The organism is Pseudomonas sp. WS 5412 (assembly GCF_012985615.1).
Lineage (GTDB): Bacteria > Pseudomonadota > Gammaproteobacteria > Pseudomonadales > Pseudomonadaceae > Aquipseudomonas > Aquipseudomonas shahriarae.
This window is the reverse complement of the sequence record NZ_JAARMB010000001.1, coordinates 630,385-648,656: the sequence shown is the minus strand read 5'-3', so window position 1 is coordinate 648,656 and position 18,272 is coordinate 630,385. Positions and strand designations below refer to the sequence as shown.

Genomic DNA, 18,272 nt, shown 5'->3' with positions numbered 1-18,272 from the left:
CTCGGGCTTCCTTCAGACTCGCAGTCGCCCGCGAAACCCTTGCCTCTAGCTAGCACTTCCCCTTGCCGGGTGTGCGGGGGACTTCCACCCCTGAGTGAGCGCGCCCTGCCGGGCGCACCGAAAAAAAAGCCCGCTCTCAGGCGGGCTGTTTCTTACAGAGAAGGGTTAGCGGGCGTACATGCCCCACCAGAAAACGTGACCGAGGATGCTGATCTGCTCTTCCTGGATATCCTGGAAGCTGTAGTCCTCATCCGGGTGCTCATCACGATTGAAACTGCGCAGGCGGATCCCCGAAGGCAGACGATAGAGCTGTTTGACCCGCAATTGACCGTTGTGATTGATGGCATACAAGTCGCCATCGACGATATCGCCGATCCCGCTCTTGCCGGCATTCACCCCCACCGTGGCGCCATCACGCAACACCGGCAGCATGCTGTTGCCGCGTACCGTCACACACTTGGCCTGGTCGAACTGCACACCGTTATGCCGCAGGCTGCGCTTACCAAAACGCAGGCTGGCCTTCTCGCTTTCCTCGATGACGAATCTTCCTGATCCAGCAGCCAATTCAACCTCGCGCAAAAAGGGGATCGACACCTCGTCATCATTAACGGGCGTGTCGTCGTCCCACAGGCTTATATCCTTGAGCTCCGAATGCATCGGGTCGCGCTCATCCTGCCACGCCGACCCCGCGCGCCCGCGCAACTGGTCGGTGCTCACCCGGAAGTAATCGGCGATACGCGAGATGTGCTTGTCCGACGGATCAACGATCTTGCCGCTGAGAATCCGTGACAGAGTGGATTGAGGCACGCCGGTACGCCGGTGAAGCTCCGTGGGGGAGATCCCGTCGCGATCGAGCAGCTCTCTTAAGACGATTGAAACGTTGCGTTTTTGCATAACGGGGATAGTGACGGGAGTTTTTGGGGTTGGCAAATGCTAATTTGCATATTTTGTGCATGGGGTATGTGGATGTACTGGCCGTTTGTGAACTGCGAAGCACGGACCTTGCATGTTAACCTTGCCGCCATCGCAAAAAATGCTGGGCCAAGCGCCCCCTTTGCCCCATCACTTTCAACGAATTTGCCTACTACCCAATGAGTAAAAACACCTCCGATCTGTCCTCCCACACCCCAATGATGCAGCAGTACTGGCGCCTGAAAAACCAGCACCCTGATCAGTTGATGTTCTATCGCATGGGCGACTTCTACGAGATCTTCTATGAAGACGCGAAGAAGGCCGCCAAGCTGCTGGATATCACCCTGACCGCGCGCGGGCAGTCGGCTGGGCAGGCGATTCCGATGTGCGGGATTCCTTATCATTCGTTGGAAGGTTATCTGGCCAAGCTGGTCAAGCTCGGTGAGTCGGTGGTGATCTGTGAGCAGATCGGCGACCCGGCGACCAGCAAGGGGCCGGTGGAGCGTCAGGTGGTGCGCATCATTACCCCGGGGACGGTGAGTGATGAGGCGCTGTTGGATGAGCGGCGGGACAACCTGATCGCGGCGGTGCTGGGGGACGAGCGGTTGTTCGGCCTGGCGGTGCTGGATATCACCAGTGGCAACTTCACGGTCCTGGAAATCAAGGGCTGGGAGAACCTGCTGGCGGAGTTGGAGCGCATCAATCCGGTGGAGCTGATGATCCCGGATGATTGGCCAAAGGATCTGCCGGCGGAAAAACGCCGTGGGGCCAAGCGCCGTGCGCCGTGGGATTTTGAGCGCGATTCGGCGCTGAAAAGTCTGTGCCAGCAGTTCTCCGTACAGGATCTGAAGGGTTTTGGTTGCGAGACCCTGACCCTGGCCATCGGCGCCGCCGGTTGCCTGCTCAATTACGCCAAGGAAACCCAGCGCACCGCCCTGCCGCATTTGCGCAGCCTGCGCCATGAGCGCCTGGACGATACGGTGGTGCTCGATGGCGCCAGCCGGCGCAATCTGGAGCTGGACACCAACCTGGCCGGCGGGCGCGACAATACCCTGCAGTCGGTGGTGGACCGTTGCCAGACCGCCATGGGCAGCCGTCTGCTGACCCGTTGGCTGAACCGTCCGCTGCGCGACTTGACCGTATTGCAGGCGCGCCAGTCGTCCATTACCTGCCTGCTGGACGGCTACCGCTTTGAAAAGCTGCAACCGCAGCTCAAGGAAATCGGTGATATCGAGCGGATTCTTGCGCGGATCGGCCTGCGTAACGCCCGCCCGCGTGACCTGGCGCGCCTGCGTGACGCGCTGGGTGTGCTGCCCGAGTTGCAACAGGCGATGACCGAACTGGACGCGCCGCACCTGCAACAACTTGCTGTCACGGCCGGCACCTACCCGGAACTGGCTGCGCTGCTGGAAAAGGCCATTATCGACAACCCGCCCGCGATCATCCGCGACGGCGGCGTGCTGAAGACCGGTTACGACAGCGAGCTGGATGAGCTGCAAGCCTTGAGCGAGAACGCCGGGCAGTTCCTGATCGACCTGGAAGCCCGCGAAAAAGCCCGCACCGGCCTGGCCAACCTGAAGGTCGGCTACAACCGTGTGCACGGCTACTTTATTGAGTTGCCAAGCAAGCAGGCCGAGCAGGCACCTATTGATTACCAGCGTCGCCAGACCCTTAAAGGTGCCGAGCGCTTTATCACCCCTGAGCTCAAAGAATTCGAAGACAAGGCGCTGTCGGCCAAGAGCCGCGCCCTGGCCCGGGAAAAAATGCTCTATGAAGCCCTGCTCGAAGACCTGATCGGCAAGCTGGCACCGCTGCAGGACACCGCTGCGGCCCTGGCCGAGCTGGATGTGTTGAGCAACCTTGCCGAGCGCGCCCTGAACCTTGACCTGAACTGCCCGCGTTTTGTCAGCGAGCCGTGCATGCGCATCGTCCAGGGTCGCCACCCGGTGGTGGAGCAAGTGCTGACCACGCCGTTCGTGGCCAACGATCTGTCGCTAGACGACGATACCCGCATGCTGGTGATCACCGGTCCGAACATGGGCGGTAAATCCACCTACATGCGCCAGACCGCCTTGATCGTGCTGCTGGCGCATATCGGCAGCTTTGTGCCGGCGGCCAGTTGCGAGCTGTCCCTGGTAGACCGCATCTTCACCCGGATCGGTTCCAGCGATGACCTGGCCGGTGGCCGTTCGACCTTTATGGTGGAAATGAGCGAAACCGCCAATATCCTGCACAATGCCAGCGACCGCAGCCTGGTGCTGATGGACGAAGTGGGGCGCGGTACCAGTACCTTCGACGGCCTGTCCCTGGCCTGGGCCGCTGCCGAGCGCCTGGCCCACCTGCGGGCCTACACGCTGTTCGCCACCCACTATTTCGAACTGACCGTGCTGCCGGAAAGCGAGCCGTTGGTGGCTAACGTGCATCTCAATGCCACCGAGCACAACGAGCGCATCGTGTTCCTGCACCATGTGCTGCCAGGGCCGGCCAGCCAGAGTTACGGCCTGGCCGTGGCCCAGTTGGCCGGTGTGCCGAACGATGTGATCCTGCGCGCCCGCGAGCACCTCAGCCGCCTGGAAACCACTGCCCTGCCCCACGAAACCGTGGTTGCAAGCCCAGCCAAGGCCACCAGCAAACCGGGTGTGCCCATGCAGAGCGATATGTTCGCCAGCCTGCCCCACCCGGTACTGGATGAGTTGGCAAAGCTTGACCTGGACGACTTGACTCCACGAAAAGCGTTGGAATTGCTCTATGCACTGAAGACACGGGTCTAACGCAGACGCGTGCAAGCTGATAGAATCTCGCGCGGTTTGGGATGCTGCGGGCTTTTAGCCTGGCCTGCAGACTATCGCTCCCAAACCTCGCGAGCCCTGCCAGAAGGGGTTTCGCTGCCGCCGCCTGAGGAGAAAACTAGAAATGACCTTCGTCGTCACCGACAACTGCATCAAGTGCAAGTACACCGACTGCGTAGAAGTGTGTCCGGTGGACTGCTTTTACGAAGGCCCGAACTTCCTGGTAATCCACCCGGATGAGTGCATTGACTGCGCCCTGTGTGAGCCAGAATGCCCGGCCGTTGCGATTTTCTCCGAGGATGAAGTACCGGAGGACATGCAGGAATTTATTCAGTTGAACGTCGAGCTGGCGGAAATCTGGCCCAACATCACTGAGAAGAAAGAATCGCTTCCAGATGCGGAAGAGTGGGATGGCGTTAAAGGCAAGATCAAAGACCTCGAACGCTAACAGCGTCGCGCCCCTCTAAAAGGCCCCTTGCGGGCCTTTTTGCGTTTTTGCGCGCGGGTCTTTTACTTTTCTGCAGGCAAAAAAAAGGGGCGGTTTGACCCGCCCACATTTTTTCCCTAGTCCCTGTGTTCCTTTTCATCGTCCTGATGAATCGCATCCTGCGAGGTTCCCTGAATCATCGTTCCGTGATGACTGTGTCAATCCGTGGACACAGGGCTGATAGTAGAGACTTCCCAGACAAGTTCAACGGGATCCATTCCCAAGCACACCCCGCCGCCGCTCTCGATCACAAATAAATAAGCGTTATATTTCAATGATATAGAAATATGTCCAGGTGATTCGAGGCATCCAGGTCCGGTTAAAAAACCAAACACTTACGAAAAAGTAAGCGAATGCTTACACCGCCCATTAGGGAAATGCGCACCCGCCCTCCCAAAAGGTTTACGCCAGACAAGAAAAAGCCCCGACAGGGTCGAGGCTTGTCTGCCTTCAGGTCGATCAGTCGTCGCTGACAGTGATGGTCGGCATTGCCTGGGCACCGGCTTCCTGCAAGACAATCCGCGCGCCTACATGACGGGCCAGTTCCTGATAGACCATGGCGATCTGCCCATCGGGTTCGGCGGCGACCGTCGGCTTGCCACCATCTGCCTGCTCACGAATGCCCATCGCCAGTGGCAACGAAGCCAGCAGCTCAACGTCATATTGGGTGGCGAGCTTTTCGCCGCCGCCTTCACCGAACAGATGCTCGGCATGGCCGCAGTTGGAGCAGATGTGTACCGCCATGTTCTCCACGACACCCAGCACCGGGATGTTGACCTTGCGGAACATCTCCACGCCTTTGCGCGCATCCAGCAACGCCAGGTCCTGGGGGGTGGTGACAATCACTGCACCGGCCACCGGCACTTTTTGCGCCAGGGTCAGCTGGATATCACCGGTGCCCGGCGGCATGTCGATCACCAGGTAGTCCAGGTTGCCCCAGTCGGTCTGCATCACCAGTTGCATCAAGGCCCCGGAAACCATGGGCCCGCGCCACACCATCGGGGTGTTGTCATCGGTCAGGAACGCCATCGACATCACTTCCACACCATGGGCCTGGATCGGCACGAACCACTTCTGGTCCTTGATCTTTGGCCGCGAGCCTTCGGCGATGCCAAACATCACGCCCTGGCTGGGACCATAGATATCCGCGTCGAGGATGCCCACCCGCGCGCCTTCACGGGCCAGGGCCAGGGCCAGGTTGGCCGCCGTGGTCGACTTGCCCACGCCGCCCTTGCCGGACGCCACCGCCACCACGTTCTTGACGTTGGCCAGGCCGGGGATCTGTGCCTGGGCCTTATGCGCGGCGATCACACACTGGATGTCGACCTTGGCCGAGCGCACGCCGTCCAGGCCTTCAATGGCCATTTGCAGCATCTGCGCCCAGCCACTCTTGAACAGGCCTGCGGCGTAGCCCAGCTCAAGCTGGACCGTGACCTGATCGCCCTGCACCTCAATGGCCCGGACACAGCCGGCGCTGACCGGGTCCTGGTTCAGGTAGGGGTCGGTGTACTGGCGAAGAACGGCTTCCACCGCTGCGCGATTGACGGCGCTCATGGGCTACTCCCGGAAAAGACAGACTAAAACAGGCGGCTATCCTAACCGTTCCGAGGCGTGAGGGGCATGCTTTCGCGATATTGGAAAACCCTGAAACAGCCTCACGGGGTGAAATAAATTCCCCAGCGCTTTATAGTGGCCGACCTCCGTTTCATCAAGTAGCCGAGCCCCATGTCCGAGCCACGCAAGATCCTCGTCACCAGCGCCCTGCCCTATGCCAATGGTTCCATCCATCTTGGCCATATGCTTGAGTACATCCAGACCGATATGTGGGTGCGCTTCCAGAAGCATCGCGGCAATCAATGCATTTATGTCTGCGCGGACGACGCCCACGGTTCGGCCATCATGTTGCGCGCCGAAAAGGAAGGCATCACCCCGGAACAACTGATCGCCAACGTCCAGGCTGAACATAGCGCCGACTTTGCCGAGTTCCTGGTGGATTTCGACAACTTCCACTCGACCCACGCCGAAGAGAACCGCGAGCTGTCGAGCCAGATCTATCTGAAACTGCGTGATGCCGGGCACATTGCCACCCGCTCGATCACCCAGTATTTCGACCCGGAAAAGAAAATGTTCCTGGCCGACCGCTTCATCAAGGGCACCTGCCCCAAGTGCGGCACCGAAGACCAGTACGGCGATAACTGCGAAAAATGCGGTGCAACCTACGCACCGACCGATCTGAAAGATCCGAAGTCGGCGATCTCGGGCGCCACCCCGGTGCTCAAGGATTCCCAGCACTTCTTCTTCAAGCTCCCGGATTTCCAGGAAATGCTGCAAACCTGGACCCGTAGCGGCACCTTGCAGGACGCCGTGGCAAACAAGATCGCCGAATGGCTGGATGCCGGCCTGCAACAGTGGGATATCTCCCGCGATGCGCCGTATTTCGGCTTCGAGATCCCCGATGAGCCGGGCAAGTACTTCTATGTGTGGCTGGACGCGCCGATTGGCTACATGGCCAGCTTCAAGAACCTCTGCGACCGCACGCCGGAGCTGGACTTCGACGCGTTCTGGGGCAAGGACTCCACCGCCGAGCTGTACCATTTCATCGGCAAGGACATCGTCAACTTCCACGCCCTGTTCTGGCCGGCAATGCTCGAAGGGTCGGGCTACCGCAAGCCGACCGGCATCGCCGTGCACGGCTACCTGACGGTCAACGGCCAGAAGATGTCCAAGTCCCGTGGCACCTTTATCAAGGCGCGCACCTACCTGGACCACCTGTCGCCGGAATACCTGCGCTACTACTACGCATCCAAGCTGGGCCGTGGCGTCGACGACCTGGACCTGAACCTGGAAGACTTCGTGCAGAAGGTCAACTCGGACCTGGTGGGCAAGGTGGTCAACATCGCAAGCCGCTGCGCCGGGTTTATCCACAAGGGCAACGCTGGCGTGATGGTGCCGGTCAACGCCGCACCAGAGCTGACCGACGCCTTCCTGGCGGCCGCGCCAAGCATCGCCGACGCCTATGAAGCCCGCGACTTTGCCCGCGCCATGCGCGAGATCATGGGCCTGGCCGACCGCGCCAACGCCTGGATCGCCGACAAGGCACCGTGGTCGCTGAACAAGCAGGAAGGCAAGCAGGATGAAGTCCAGGCCATCTGCGCCACCGGCATCAACCTGTTCCGCCAGTTGGTGATCTTCCTCAAGCCGGTGCTGCCGTTGCTGGCCGCCGACGCCGAGGCGTTCCTCAACGTTGCACCGTTGACCTGGAATGACCACACCAGCCTGCTCAACAACCATCAGCTCAACGAATTCAAGCCGCTGATGACCCGTATCGACCCGGTCAAGGTGCAGGCCATGACGGATGCTTCCAAGGAAGACCTGACCGCCAGCCAGACCGACACCGGCAACGCCGCCCCAGTGGGCAATGGCGAGCTGGCCAAGGATCCGCTGTCGCCGGAAATCGACTTCGATACCTTTGCCGCCGTGGACCTGCGGGTCGCGCTGATCATCAAGGCAGAAGCCGTGGAAGGCGCCGACAAGCTGTTGCGCCTGACCCTGGATATCGGTGACGAGCAACGCAACGTGTTCTCCGGGATCAAAAGTGCCTACCCGGACCCGTCCAAGCTCGATGGTCGCCTGACCATGATGATCGCCAACCTCAAGCCACGCAAAATGAAGTTCGGCATCTCCGAAGGCATGGTGATGGCAGCCGGCCCTGGCGGCGAGGAAATCTACCTGCTCAGCCCGGACAGCGGCGCCAAGCCTGGCCAGCGCATCAAGTAACCGGAAAACCCTGTCGCGGTGATTGGCCGCGACAGGGCGGTTTGCGCTAGTACCCTCTCCCTGCTTGCCGGATAATCAGGCCCTGTTTGCTTAACCGGCTCGACCATGACCGAACTGCTTGTCGCCCTTCTCTGCGCTGCCCTGATCAGCCAATACCTGCTGCGTGTTGCGCTGCCTGGGGATCCGCCTTTGGAACGACGGCGGGTGCATGCCCTGGGGTTGGCGACTACACTCTTGGTCGCCCTCAGCGGCGCTTTCAGCTACCTGGTTGTTCACTTTGTGTTGCAACCCTTGGCGCTGGACGCTGTATGGCTGTTTGCTTATGTGCCGGTGGCGTTCTTGTTGAGCCAGCCATTGCTGACGGTACTTTCCCGCCGCGTGCCCGCACTGCCCTTCGACGGGTTGTGGCTGCCGCTGCTGGCGAACGCCGGCGTGCTCAGCGTGGTATTCCTGGGCCCTGGCAATACCACCCAACTGATCTATAGCCTGGGCATCGGCCCGGCATTCTGGCTGACCCTCAGCCTGTTCAACGATTTGCGCCAGCGCATAGACCACAACGATATCCCCCAGCCCTTCAAAGGCCTGCCCGTGGACCTGTTCAGTGCCGGGCTGATGGCCGTGGCGTTGCTGGGCTTAAACGCAATGATCAAACCATGAGCCTGATTCAACGTATCGACGCCCTGCTGCCCCAGACCCAATGCGGCAAATGCGGGCACCCTGGTTGCAGACCCTACGCCGAAGGCATCGCCCGGGGTGAGGCTATCAACAAGTGCCCGCCAGGCGGCACGGAAACCATCGCCGAGCTGGCGCAGCTGTTGAACCTGGCGCCCCTGGAGCTGGACAGCACCCGTGGTGAAGCCCCCGCGCAGATTGCCTTTATCCGTGAGGCCGAGTGCATCGGTTGCACCAAGTGCATCCAGGCTTGCCCGGTGGATGCGATTGTCGGCGCGGCCAAGTTGATGCACACCGTGATCGTGGATGAATGCACCGGTTGCGACTTGTGTGTCGCGCCCTGTCCGGTGGACTGCATCGACATGCTGCCCTTGCCGCTGGCCACGGTGCTGCCAATTGTCGCGGGCTATGCCAGCACCGCCGAGGAGCGCCAAGAGCGCGGGACCAAGCGTGATCGCGCCCGCCGCCGCTTCGAGCAACGCAACGCCAGGCTGCAACGCGAGGAAGAGCACAAGCTGGCAGAACGCCTGGCCCGCAGTAAACGCCCGGCCCCCAGCGCAGAGAGCAACGGCGACCCGCTGCAGGCTGCCATCGAGCGCGTGCGCGCGCAAAAAGACGCCGACATCGACGCCGCGCTAAAAAAGGCCAAGATCAACCTGGCGATGAGCCGGGCGCAACTGCATAAATCCCTGAAAGCCTTCGGCCATCCGCCGACCTTTGAGCAACAGTCGCAGTTGATCATCCTGCAACAGCAATTTGAATCCGCCGAACAGGCATTGGCCGCCCTTGAAACCAACGCCCCCGCTGTTGTGATCCCCCAGGCCAATAAAGATCCAGCGCTCAAACGCGCCAAAATCCAGTTGGCCATGCGTCGCGCCGAGCTGAAAAAAGCCCAGGACGCGCTTGCCGATGCCGAACAACTGGCCGCCCTGGGCGCAGCCCTGGCCGACGCTGAACAAGCCTTGCATACGGCCGAAGAAGCCTCCGAGCAGCCCAGGCCTGATTTGCAACGTGTCGAGAAACGGCCCATCGACAGCCAACTGCGCCAATTGAAGACCGCCCTGGCCTATGCCCGCGCCGACCTGAACAAACTCGAACGCCAGCCCGCCAGCAGTACCAACGCGTTAATGGACGCCAGACAACGCCTGGCTGACGCTCAGCGGTTGGTGGATGAACATGTCGGGGCCTGACGTTGTTGAGCGCCAGCAACAGGCCATGCAGCGCCTGTTGATGGCGGTAACGCCCGGCGTGCTGGTGCTGTTCTGGCTGTATGGCTGGGGCGTGTTGATCAATCTGTTGCTGGCCGGCACCTGTGCCTGGGCCGTCGAAGCCGGGGTGCGCCGGTTGCGCGGCCAGGGCGGTGGCGACCTCAGTGGCCTGGTCAGCGCGGTCCTGCTGGCCCTGGCGCTGCCACCTTACTGCCCGTGGTGGCTATGCGTGGGCGCTGTGAGCAGTGGATTGCTGCTGGGCAAACATCTGTATGGCGGCAAGCAGAACCCCTTCAACCCGGCCATGCTCGGTTATGCGCTGATGCTGCTGGCCTTTCCCCAGCCAATGACCCATTGGCCGGCATCCCACGGCCTGGACCTGCTGGCCGGCCTGCAACAGGTGTTCGGCCTGCACGGCGAGACCGCCGATGCCTGGGCCCGGGCCACGGCGCTGGATACGTTGCGCATCAATAACAGCCTGACCATTGATGAACTGTTTGCCAGCAACCCGGCGTTCGGCCAGATCGGCGGCACAGGCAGCGAGTGGGTAAACCTGGCGTTTCTCGCCGGCGGCGTCTTTTTACTGCAGCAACGGGTATTCAGTTGGCATGCGCCGGTGGGCATGCTCGCCAGCCTGTTTGTCATCAGCCTGCTGGGCTGGAACGGCTCGGGCTCGGACTCCAATGGCTCGCCGCTGTTTCACCTGCTGACCGGGGCCACCATGCTCGGGGCCTTCTTTATCATCACCGAACCGGTGTCGGGCGCGAAAAGTGCGCGGGCACGCTTGCTGTTTGGGGTGGGCGTGGGGCTGCTGACCTACCTGATCCGCACCTGGGGCAGCTACCCGGATGGCGTGGCGTTCGCCGTACTGATGATGAACCTCGCGGTGCCGACCCTGGAGCGCTGGGCACGGCCGCAGGCGGTGAAGGCATGACGCGCACCTGGCAAGCCTTGATCGTGCTGTTGATCGCCGTCGGCGCGGTGGGCCTGACCGTTGGCCTGCAACAGCTGACGACCAAGCCCATTGCCGCGCAGCAGCGTGAGATGCAAAGTCGGGCGTTGCTGGATGTACTGCCCGCTGGCAGTTATGACAATCACCCCCTGGAGCGCCCGCTGGGTATCGCCTCGGAAATGCTGGATAACAGTCAACTGCTGGGTGGTTACCTCGCGACCCTGGCCGGTAAACCCAGCGCCGTCGTGCTGCGCGCGCAGGTCGACGGTTACGGTGGACGTATCCAATTGCTGATTGCCATCGACCACAACGCCAAGCTGCTCGGGGTAAAGACCCTGGCCCACGCAGAAACCCCCACATTGGGCGGACCTATTGGCGAGCCCGGCAATCCCTGGCTTGCCTCGTTCAAAGGGTTGTCGCGGGAAAGTCCGCAGATATGGGCGCTGAAGAAAGACGGTGGCCAGTTCGACCAGATGGCGGGCGCGACCATCACCTCCCGCGCGGTGATTAACGCAACCCATGATGCCTTGCGGTATTTTGACGAACATCGTCAGGCGCTGCTGGAGACTGCCAGCCATGACTAAACCATTCGCCCTTGGCAGCCTGTTGCTGCTGCCTGCGCTGCTGGGTGTCAGCGCCACCCCGGCCGGCGCCGCTGCCTTCTGGGCCCTGTGGGTGCTGATCGTGACGCTGTATGGCTGGAGCTGCGCCTGGGTGCGTAATCGCCTCAGTGGCAATTGGCGGCTGATTGCCAATGTGTTGCTGGCCACCACCTGGGTCAGTTGCGCACACTTGGTGGCCCAGGCCCTGGCCTTTGGCCCGTCTATGGCCCTGGGAGCTTACCTGGGGTTAATTGGCGTGCAATGCGTATTGCTTGAACATGCCGGCCTGTTCGCCGCCAACCAGCGCAGGGCGCAGCTTCAGCTATTCACCGTTGCTACCGGGCTATTGGTTGCAATCACCCTCTCGCGCTTGTTACTCGGCAGCAGCATCGCCACCCTCGCCCCCACAGGGTTTATCCTGCTCGGGTTGTGGCTTGCCGGGTGGCAAGCCTGGACCCAACGCCGCAAATCACACTGAAGGAACCGCTCGCCCCATGAATGCCGCAAAACGCCTGGAGATCTTTCGTCGGTTTCACGAGGACAACCCAGAACCCAAGACCGAGCTGGCCTACTCGTCGCCGTTCGAGCTGCTGATTGCGGTGATCCTGTCTGCGCAATCGACGGATGTAGGCGTCAACAAGGCCACGGCCAAGCTGTTTCCGGTGGCCAATACTCCAGCGGCGATCCATGCCCTGGGGGTGGAGGGGCTGTCGCAGTACATCAAGACCATTGGCCTGTATAACAGCAAGGCAAAAAACGTCATAGAAACCTGCCGACTGCTGGTCGAGTTGCATGGCGGCGAAGTGCCACAAACCCGGGAAGCACTTGAAGCTTTGCCCGGCGTGGGTCGCAAGACGGCCAATGTGGTGCTCAATACAGCGTTTCGCCAATTGACCATGGCGGTGGACACACATATTTTCCGCGTGAGTAACCGCACAGGGATCGCACCGGGCAAGAATGTGGTGGAGGTGGAGAAAAAACTGATGAAATTTGTGCCAAAGCCTTACCTGCTCGACTCCCACCACTGGTTGATTCTGCACGGCCGTTATGTGTGCCAGGCCCGCAAGCCGCGTTGTGGCAGCTGTCGCATCGAGGATCTGTGTGAATACAAGGAAAAGACGTCTGACGATTGAGCCGTCATTGCTTTTATTGATGAGTCGATTGAAAAAATCTTTTTTACCCGGTGCGCAATTGCCGATATAAGGAGCGCCAACGGCAGTCTTAGCCTGGAGTTAACCTTATGAGCACTGGCAAAGAACAACTGGATGTAGAAGATGACTTTGTGGCAACGGACACTGACGAAGTAGCCGAGGCGCCCGTAGAAGTGGCCAAGACCAATTTGAGCAAACGCCGCACCATCGACAATCTTCTGGAAGAGCGACGCCTGCAAAAACAGTTGGCCGATTACGATTTCGATCTCTAGCCAAACGATCACACAGAAGCCTCCGCGATGGAGGCTTTTCCTGCCTGTTGCTCCCTGCTTCTTAAACCAGGCCGTTGCGCTGAGCGAGCTCGATCAGGTCCACCAGGGACCGGGCATTGAGCTTGAGCAGCAGACGCGTCTTGTAGGTACTCACCGTCTTGTTGCTGAGGAACATGCCATCGGCGATTTCTTTGTTGGTTTTTCCCTGGGCCAACTGCTGTAGCACCATCATCTCCCGGCCTGAGAGCCGTTCGACCATATCCGCTTCGCTGGTATTGCCCTGGGTGGACCGCACCGAGTTGAGTGCCTGGTTGGGGAAATAGCTGTAGCCAGACAGCACGGCCTTGATTGCGCTCAGCAGCTCGGTAAGGTCCTGCTGCTTGCACACATAGCCCGCCGCCCCCGCCTGCATGCAGCGCATGGAGAAGTGACCGGGAGCCTGGGAGGTCAGCACCAACACCTTGAAGGGTTGCGCCTGCTTTGTGGAAGACAGGCGACAAATAACTTCCAAACCGTCAAGTTTGGGAATTCCAATATCCAGGATGACAATATCCGGCATATGCTCCCGCGCTAGTTGTAACGCGTCGACTCCGTTATCGGTCTCTGCAACGACCTCATAACCATGACGCTCCATTAGCATGCGTACAGCAAGGCGAATGACGGGATGATCATCCACGATCAGCACTTTATTCATGGGCAAGTCCAATTTCGCTGTTCGAATTATTCAGAGCCAGCACAATAGCCTAGTCGTTTCCTCCTTGGCATAGCACTCCCCCCCAAGTAAGGACAAGCAGAGACCCAACCCACAAAGTTATGAGAATAGACCTACAAAAAAACGCCTATATGGATGTGCCGGTTATTGTTCAGCCTTTCAGAACTTTCCGTGGGCAAACATATTTTGAGCAAAAAAAGCACCGTTTACCCTAGAAAAGTAAACATGACGCACGCCATTTTCAGGAAATGCCCCTTGCACGGGCCAGACCTGCGTGCCTTGACGCGGCCATTGCCCCTGCAAAAAAGTTCCCTCGGTGCAACAGTCATTAACAACACTTGGAATTATCTGACAGATATTTCCACAAATAAAATAGAACTCCATCTCTTTCCTACTAAACAACCGAATGATTTTAAACACAAACAAGGCTGCATGCCTGAAGCACCAACTTCCCGACACAAAAAAACAAAAGCAAAACTAATAAACAGCAACACCCCAAACACATCGGCAAGACATTAAACACGGATAAACAAAACCCGGACCTCCTGAATGACGGACAAAAAAAATGGCCCCTTTTTCAAGGGGCCACTCTTTATGTCGCTTCAGGTACTTCAGAACAACTTGCGGCCCTTGTTGGCCGCAATGCGCATGCGCAGTGCGTTGAGCTTGATGAAGCCAGCAGCGTCAGCCTGGTTGTAGGCACCGCCATCTTCTTCAAAGGTCGCGATATTGGCATCGAACAGCGACTCATCGGACTTGCGGCCGGTGACGATCACGTTGCCCTTGTACAGCTTCAGGCGCACCACACCGTTCACATGGACCTGGGAGGCGTCGATCATCTGCTGCAGCATCAGACGCTCAGGGCTCCACCAGTAACCGGTGTAGATCAGGCTGGCATATTTAGGCATCAGCTCGTCTTTGAGGTGAGCCACTTCACGGTCCAGGGTGATGGACTCGATGGCGCGGTGAGCGCGCAGCATGATGGTGCCGCCCGGGGTTTCGTAGCAGCCACGGGACTTCATGCCCACGTAACGGTTTTCGACGATGTCCAGACGGCCGATACCGTGCTCGCCACCGATACGGTTGAGGGTCGCCAGTACGGTGGCCGGGGTCATTTCGACGCCGTCCAGCGCGACGATGTCGCCGTTGCGGTAGGTCAGTTCCAGGTACTGCGGCTTGTCAGGAGCGTTCTCCGGGGAGACGGTCCATTTCCACATGTCTTCTTCGTGCTCGGTCCAGGTGTCTTCCAGCACGCCGCCTTCATAGGAGATGTGCAGGAGGTTGGCGTCCATCGAGTACGGGGACTTCTTCTTGCCATGGCGTTCGATCGGGATGGCGTGCTTTTCAGCGTAATCCATCAGTTTTTCACGGGACAGCAGGTCCCATTCACGCCAAGGAGCAATCACTTTCACGCCAGGCTTCAAGGCATAGGCGCCCAGTTCGAAACGCACCTGGTCGTTGCCTTTGCCGGTGGCGCCATGGGAAATGGCGTCAGCGCCGGTTTCGTTGGCGATTTCGATCAGGCGCTTGGCAATCAGCGGACGTGCGATGGAAGTACCCAGCAGGTACTCGCCTTCGTAGACGGTGTTGGCGCGGAACATCGGGAAAACGAAATCGCGGACGAATTCTTCGCGCAGGTCGTCAATGTAGATCTCTTTGACGCCCATGGCTTGCGCCTTGGCTCGTGCAGGTTCGACCTCTTCGCCCTGACCCAGGTCAGCGGTAAAGGTCACCACTTCACAGTTATAAGTATCCTGCAGCCACTTGAGGATCACCGAAGTGTCCAGGCCGCCGGAATACGCGAGAACGACCTTGTTTACGTCGGCCATGCCATCACTCCACGGGGTTTTACGGAAAGGCGTCGATTCTACCGATCAAAACCGTGAAATTACAGGGGCGCGACAGCAAATGAAGATAAAGCGACAGATTATGTCGGGCGAGCGACGAATGGCCGATGCCTACGAGGTCGCCGCCGCATTCGCCGGGGCGGTGGCCTGGGGTGCCGGTTTCTCGGGGGCTGGCACCCGGTCGAGATGGATATTCACCCGCCGGTTCTTCGCCCGGTTGGCCGGGTTGGTATTGGGCACCAGCGGATAGCGCTCGCCGTGGAAGCGCAGGACGATCTGCGATTCGGGAATGCCATTGGCCTTGAAGAAGTCCATCACCGCCAGGCCTCGACGCCGGGACAGGTCGCGATTGGTCAGGCGATTGCCGCTGTTATCCGAATGGCCGTCCAGTTCGATATGGTTGACCGTAGGGTCGGCCTTGATGAACTCAAGCATGACCAACAGCTTGGCCTTGGCCGCCGGGTCGAGGTCGATACCGCCACCCGGAAAGCCGACTTCAGCCTGTTTGACCTGCTCGAAATTCATCGGCAGCAATTTCGCAGTACATAACTGGTAATCGCTGTAGGCCTTGTTGAAGCGCACCGGCAGCAAGCGGATTTCCGAATAGCCGCCATCCCGGGAATAGTGGCGCACAGTCGGGCTGCGGCCATCGAGCAAGCCATTGAACAGGCGCCCGGCCTGGGCCTGGGAGCTGTTGAACAGCACATCGCCGCTGCCCGCACGCACCGCACCGAGGTTGATATCACCGCGCCCCGGCTGCCACGGCGCCGCCGCCGCCAAGAGTGTTGCGGAGCCGACGCCCAGCGCGCTGTTGTAGGCCTTCAAGCGAAATGTCGCCTGCTCGCCGGCCCGGCGCACGAACTCACCCGAACCAAAATCGGCGATCGGCTGGCTCAAGCGGCACTCGAACTTGTCGCCTTCCACCTTCCACTCGATATTTTCCAGGCGCGTCTGGAAGGTCAGGGCCATCGCAGGCAGGCTGGCGAACACGCTGAGCAGGGCTAGATATTGCTGGCGCACGGGCGGCTCCACTGGTTTCTACAACACAACAAGGCGTCATACATCGTTAAGGCATACCCAGGGATATCGGTCGCGCCCTGCAAAACTTGATAGCGAGTGCCTGCAAGAGTCTTTTCCGGTAGCATTCCCACCAGATTGACCCGCCTGGAATCCCCAATGTCCGACCGCCTGACCCTGCTGCGTCCCGACGACTGGCATATTCATCTTCGCGATGGTGCTGCGTTGCCCCAAACCGTGGCTGATGTAGCGCGCACGTTTGGCCGTGCCATCATCATGCCTAACCTGGTACCTCCGGTGCGCAATGCCGCAGAAGCCGACGCCTATCGCCAGCGCATCCTCGCTGCACGACCGGCCGGCAGCCGCTTTGAACCGTTGATGGTGCTCTACCTGACCGACCGCACCCAGCCCGCAGAAATCCGCGAGGCCAAGGCCAGCGGTTTCGTGCATGCCGCCAAGCTGTACCCGGCCGGCGCCACGACCAACTCCGACTCCGGCGTGACCAGTATCGACAAGATCCTGCCCGCCATCGAAGCCATGGCCGAAGTGGGCATGCCGCTGCTGATCCACGGTGAAGTCACCCGTGGTGATGTCGATGTGTTCGATCGCGAGAAGATCTTCATCGACGAACACATGCGCCGTGTGGTCGAGCTGTTCCCGACCCTCAAGGTGGTGTTCGAGCACATCACCACTGCCGACGCCGTGCAATTCGTCACCGAGGCTTCGGCCAACGTTGGCGCGACCATCACCGCGCATCACCTGCTGTACAACCGCAACCACATGCTGGTGGGCGGGATCCGGCCGCACTTCTATTGCCTGCCGATCCTCAAGCGCAACACCCACCAGGAGGCGCTGCTCGATGCCGCCACCAGTGGCAATGCGAAGTTCTTCCTCGGTACCGACTCGGCCCCCCACGCCCAGCACGCCAAGGAAGCTGCCTGCGGCTGTGCCGGCTGTTACACCGCCTATGCGGCGATCGAGCTGTACGCCGAGGCTTTCGAGGCACGCAACGCCCTGGACAAACTCGAGGCCTTCGCCAGCCTCAATGGCCCGCGCTTCTACGGCCTGCCGGCGAATACCGACCGCATTACCCTGGTCCGTGAAGACTGGACCGCCCCCACCAGCCTGCCATTTGGCGAGCTGACCGTTATCCCGCTGCGCGCCGGTGAAACACTGCGCTGGCGCCTGCTGGAGGAACACACGTGAGTGAAGACCATTACGACGACGAACAGGAACACAGTGGCGGCGGTTCGCGCCACCCGATGGCCGAGCGTTTTCGCGGCTATCTGCCTGTCGTTATCGACGTAGAAACCGGCGGTTTCAATTGCGCCACCGATGCGCTGCTGGAAATTGCCGCGACTACCATCGGCATGGACGAACAGGGCTTTGTGTATCCAGAACACACCCATTTCTTCCGCGTCGAGCCTTTTGAAGGTGCCAACATCGAAGCGGCGGCCCTGGAGTTCACCGGAATCAAGCTCGACCATCCGTTGCGCATGGCCGTCAGCGAAGAAGCGGCATTGACCGACATCTTCCGTGGCGTTCGCAAGGCCCTGAAGGCCAACGGCTGCAAACGCGCGATCCTGGTCGGCCACAACAGCAGTTTCGACCTGGGCTTCCTCAACGCCGCCGTGGCGCGCCTGGACATGAAGCGCAACCCGTTCCACCCGTTCTCCAGCTTCGACACCGCGACCCTGGCTGGCCTGGCTTATGGCCAGACCGTACTGGCCAAGGCATGCCAGGCTGCCGGTATCGACTTCGACGGTCGTGAAGCCCACTCGGCTCGCTACGACACCGAGAAGACTGCCGATCTGTTCTGCGGCATCGTCAACCGCTGGAAGCAGATGGGCGGCTGGGAAGATTTCAGCGACTGA

18 protein-coding genes are annotated in these 18,272 nt (G+C 60.1%); 13 read left to right on the top strand and 5 right to left on the bottom strand.

Annotated features, from left to right (window positions below; genetic code table 11):
- Window positions 1-165: 165 nt before the first annotated feature.
- Window positions 166-894 carry an XRE family transcriptional regulator gene (locus HBR94_RS03020; RefSeq protein WP_081044189.1) on the bottom strand — a complete coding sequence of 243 codons (729 nt, stop codon included), beginning with the start codon at window positions 892-894 and terminating at the stop codon, window positions 166-168.
- A gap of 197 nt (window positions 895-1,091) precedes the next feature.
- Here HBR94_RS03020 and mutS point away from each other — a divergent pair, with 197 nt between their 5' ends.
- Window positions 1,092-3,683, top strand: coding sequence for a DNA mismatch repair protein MutS (mutS, locus tag HBR94_RS03015; protein WP_169959697.1), 2,592 nt, complete (start codon window positions 1,092-1,094; stop codon window positions 3,681-3,683).
- 142 nt (window positions 3,684-3,825) lie between these two features.
- Entirely contained in the window at window positions 3,826-4,149 is a 324-nt protein-coding gene (fdxA, locus tag HBR94_RS03010; RefSeq protein WP_003222178.1) for a ferredoxin FdxA, read from the top strand.
- 498 nt (window positions 4,150-4,647) lie between these two features.
- On the opposite strand, the gene apbC is transcribed toward fdxA, so the two are convergent.
- Entirely contained in the window at window positions 4,648-5,742 is a 1,095-nt protein-coding gene (gene apbC, locus HBR94_RS03005) for an iron-sulfur cluster carrier protein ApbC (protein ID WP_057958615.1), read from the bottom strand.
- A gap of 171 nt (window positions 5,743-5,913) precedes the next feature.
- Here apbC and metG point away from each other — a divergent pair, with 171 nt between their 5' ends.
- The 8 genes from metG to HBR94_RS02965 all read left to right on the top strand — a co-directional run bounded on the left by metG (window position 5,914) and on the right by HBR94_RS02965 (window position 12,822).
- The gene (metG, locus tag HBR94_RS03000) at window positions 5,914-7,965 is read left to right on the top strand and encodes a methionine--tRNA ligase (RefSeq protein WP_115128891.1); all 2,052 of its coding nucleotides are present in this window, start codon (window positions 5,914-5,916) and stop codon (window positions 7,963-7,965) included.
- Between the two features lie 105 nt (window positions 7,966-8,070).
- A complete protein-coding gene (locus HBR94_RS02995) occupies window positions 8,071-8,622 on the top strand; it encodes an Rnf-Nqr domain containing protein (protein ID WP_115128892.1) in 552 nt (183 codons plus the stop codon).
- Complete coding sequence (rsxB, locus tag HBR94_RS02990; RefSeq protein ID WP_170044116.1) at window positions 8,619-9,827, top strand: electron transport complex subunit RsxB; 1,209 nt, start codon at window positions 8,619-8,621, stop codon at window positions 9,825-9,827. Before HBR94_RS02995 ends, rsxB begins: the two co-directional genes overlap by 4 nt.
- On the top strand, window positions 9,808-10,779 hold the full coding sequence (locus HBR94_RS02985; RefSeq protein WP_115128894.1) for an RnfABCDGE type electron transport complex subunit D: 972 nt from the start codon (window positions 9,808-9,810) through the stop codon (window positions 10,777-10,779). Before rsxB ends, HBR94_RS02985 begins: the two co-directional genes overlap by 20 nt.
- A complete protein-coding gene (locus tag HBR94_RS02980; RefSeq protein WP_115128895.1) occupies window positions 10,776-11,381 on the top strand; it encodes an RnfABCDGE type electron transport complex subunit G in 606 nt (201 codons plus the stop codon). Before HBR94_RS02985 ends, HBR94_RS02980 begins: the two co-directional genes overlap by 4 nt.
- Entirely contained in the window at window positions 11,374-11,877 is a 504-nt protein-coding gene (locus tag HBR94_RS02975; RefSeq protein ID WP_115128896.1) for an Rnf-Nqr domain containing protein, read from the top strand. Before HBR94_RS02980 ends, HBR94_RS02975 begins: the two co-directional genes overlap by 8 nt.
- Window positions 11,878-11,893: 16 nt before the next feature.
- Window positions 11,894-12,532 carry an endonuclease III gene (gene nth / locus HBR94_RS02970; RefSeq protein WP_115128897.1) on the top strand — a complete coding sequence of 213 codons (639 nt, stop codon included), beginning with the start codon at window positions 11,894-11,896 and terminating at the stop codon, window positions 12,530-12,532.
- A gap of 107 nt (window positions 12,533-12,639) precedes the next feature.
- Window positions 12,640-12,822, top strand: a complete 183-nt coding sequence (locus HBR94_RS02965) for a hypothetical protein (RefSeq protein WP_057439336.1) — start codon at window positions 12,640-12,642, stop codon at window positions 12,820-12,822.
- Window positions 12,823-12,883: 61 nt separating this feature from the next.
- Here the strand turns inward: HBR94_RS02965 and HBR94_RS02960 are convergent, their stop codons facing one another.
- Window positions 12,884-13,516, bottom strand: a complete 633-nt coding sequence (locus HBR94_RS02960; RefSeq protein ID WP_032858436.1) for a response regulator transcription factor — start codon at window positions 13,514-13,516, stop codon at window positions 12,884-12,886.
- Between the two features lie 243 nt (window positions 13,517-13,759).
- Here HBR94_RS02960 and HBR94_RS02955 point away from each other — a divergent pair, with 243 nt between their 5' ends.
- Window positions 13,760-14,053 (top strand): hypothetical protein, encoded by a 294-nt coding sequence (locus HBR94_RS02955; protein WP_170044115.1) that lies wholly within the window; start codon window positions 13,760-13,762, stop codon window positions 14,051-14,053.
- A gap of 92 nt (window positions 14,054-14,145) precedes the next feature.
- On the opposite strand, the gene HBR94_RS02950 is transcribed toward HBR94_RS02955, so the two are convergent.
- Both HBR94_RS02950 and HBR94_RS02945 read right to left on the bottom strand, forming a co-directional pair.
- Window positions 14,146-15,363, bottom strand: coding sequence for an argininosuccinate synthase (locus HBR94_RS02950; protein ID WP_029295244.1), 1,218 nt, complete (start codon window positions 15,361-15,363; stop codon window positions 14,146-14,148).
- Between the two features lie 129 nt (window positions 15,364-15,492).
- Window positions 15,493-16,401: an OmpA family protein gene (locus tag HBR94_RS02945; RefSeq protein ID WP_057439335.1), complete on the bottom strand. Its 909-nt coding sequence runs from the start codon at window positions 16,399-16,401 to the stop codon at window positions 15,493-15,495.
- Between the two features lie 156 nt (window positions 16,402-16,557).
- Between HBR94_RS02945 and pyrC the strand changes: the two genes are divergently transcribed.
- On the top strand, window positions 16,558-17,604 hold the full coding sequence (gene pyrC / locus HBR94_RS02940) for a dihydroorotase (RefSeq protein WP_170044114.1): 1,047 nt from the start codon (window positions 16,558-16,560) through the stop codon (window positions 17,602-17,604).
- Complete coding sequence (rnt, locus tag HBR94_RS02935) at window positions 17,601-18,272, top strand: ribonuclease T (protein ID WP_057958607.1); 672 nt, start codon at window positions 17,601-17,603, stop codon at window positions 18,270-18,272. Before pyrC ends, rnt begins: the two co-directional genes overlap by 4 nt.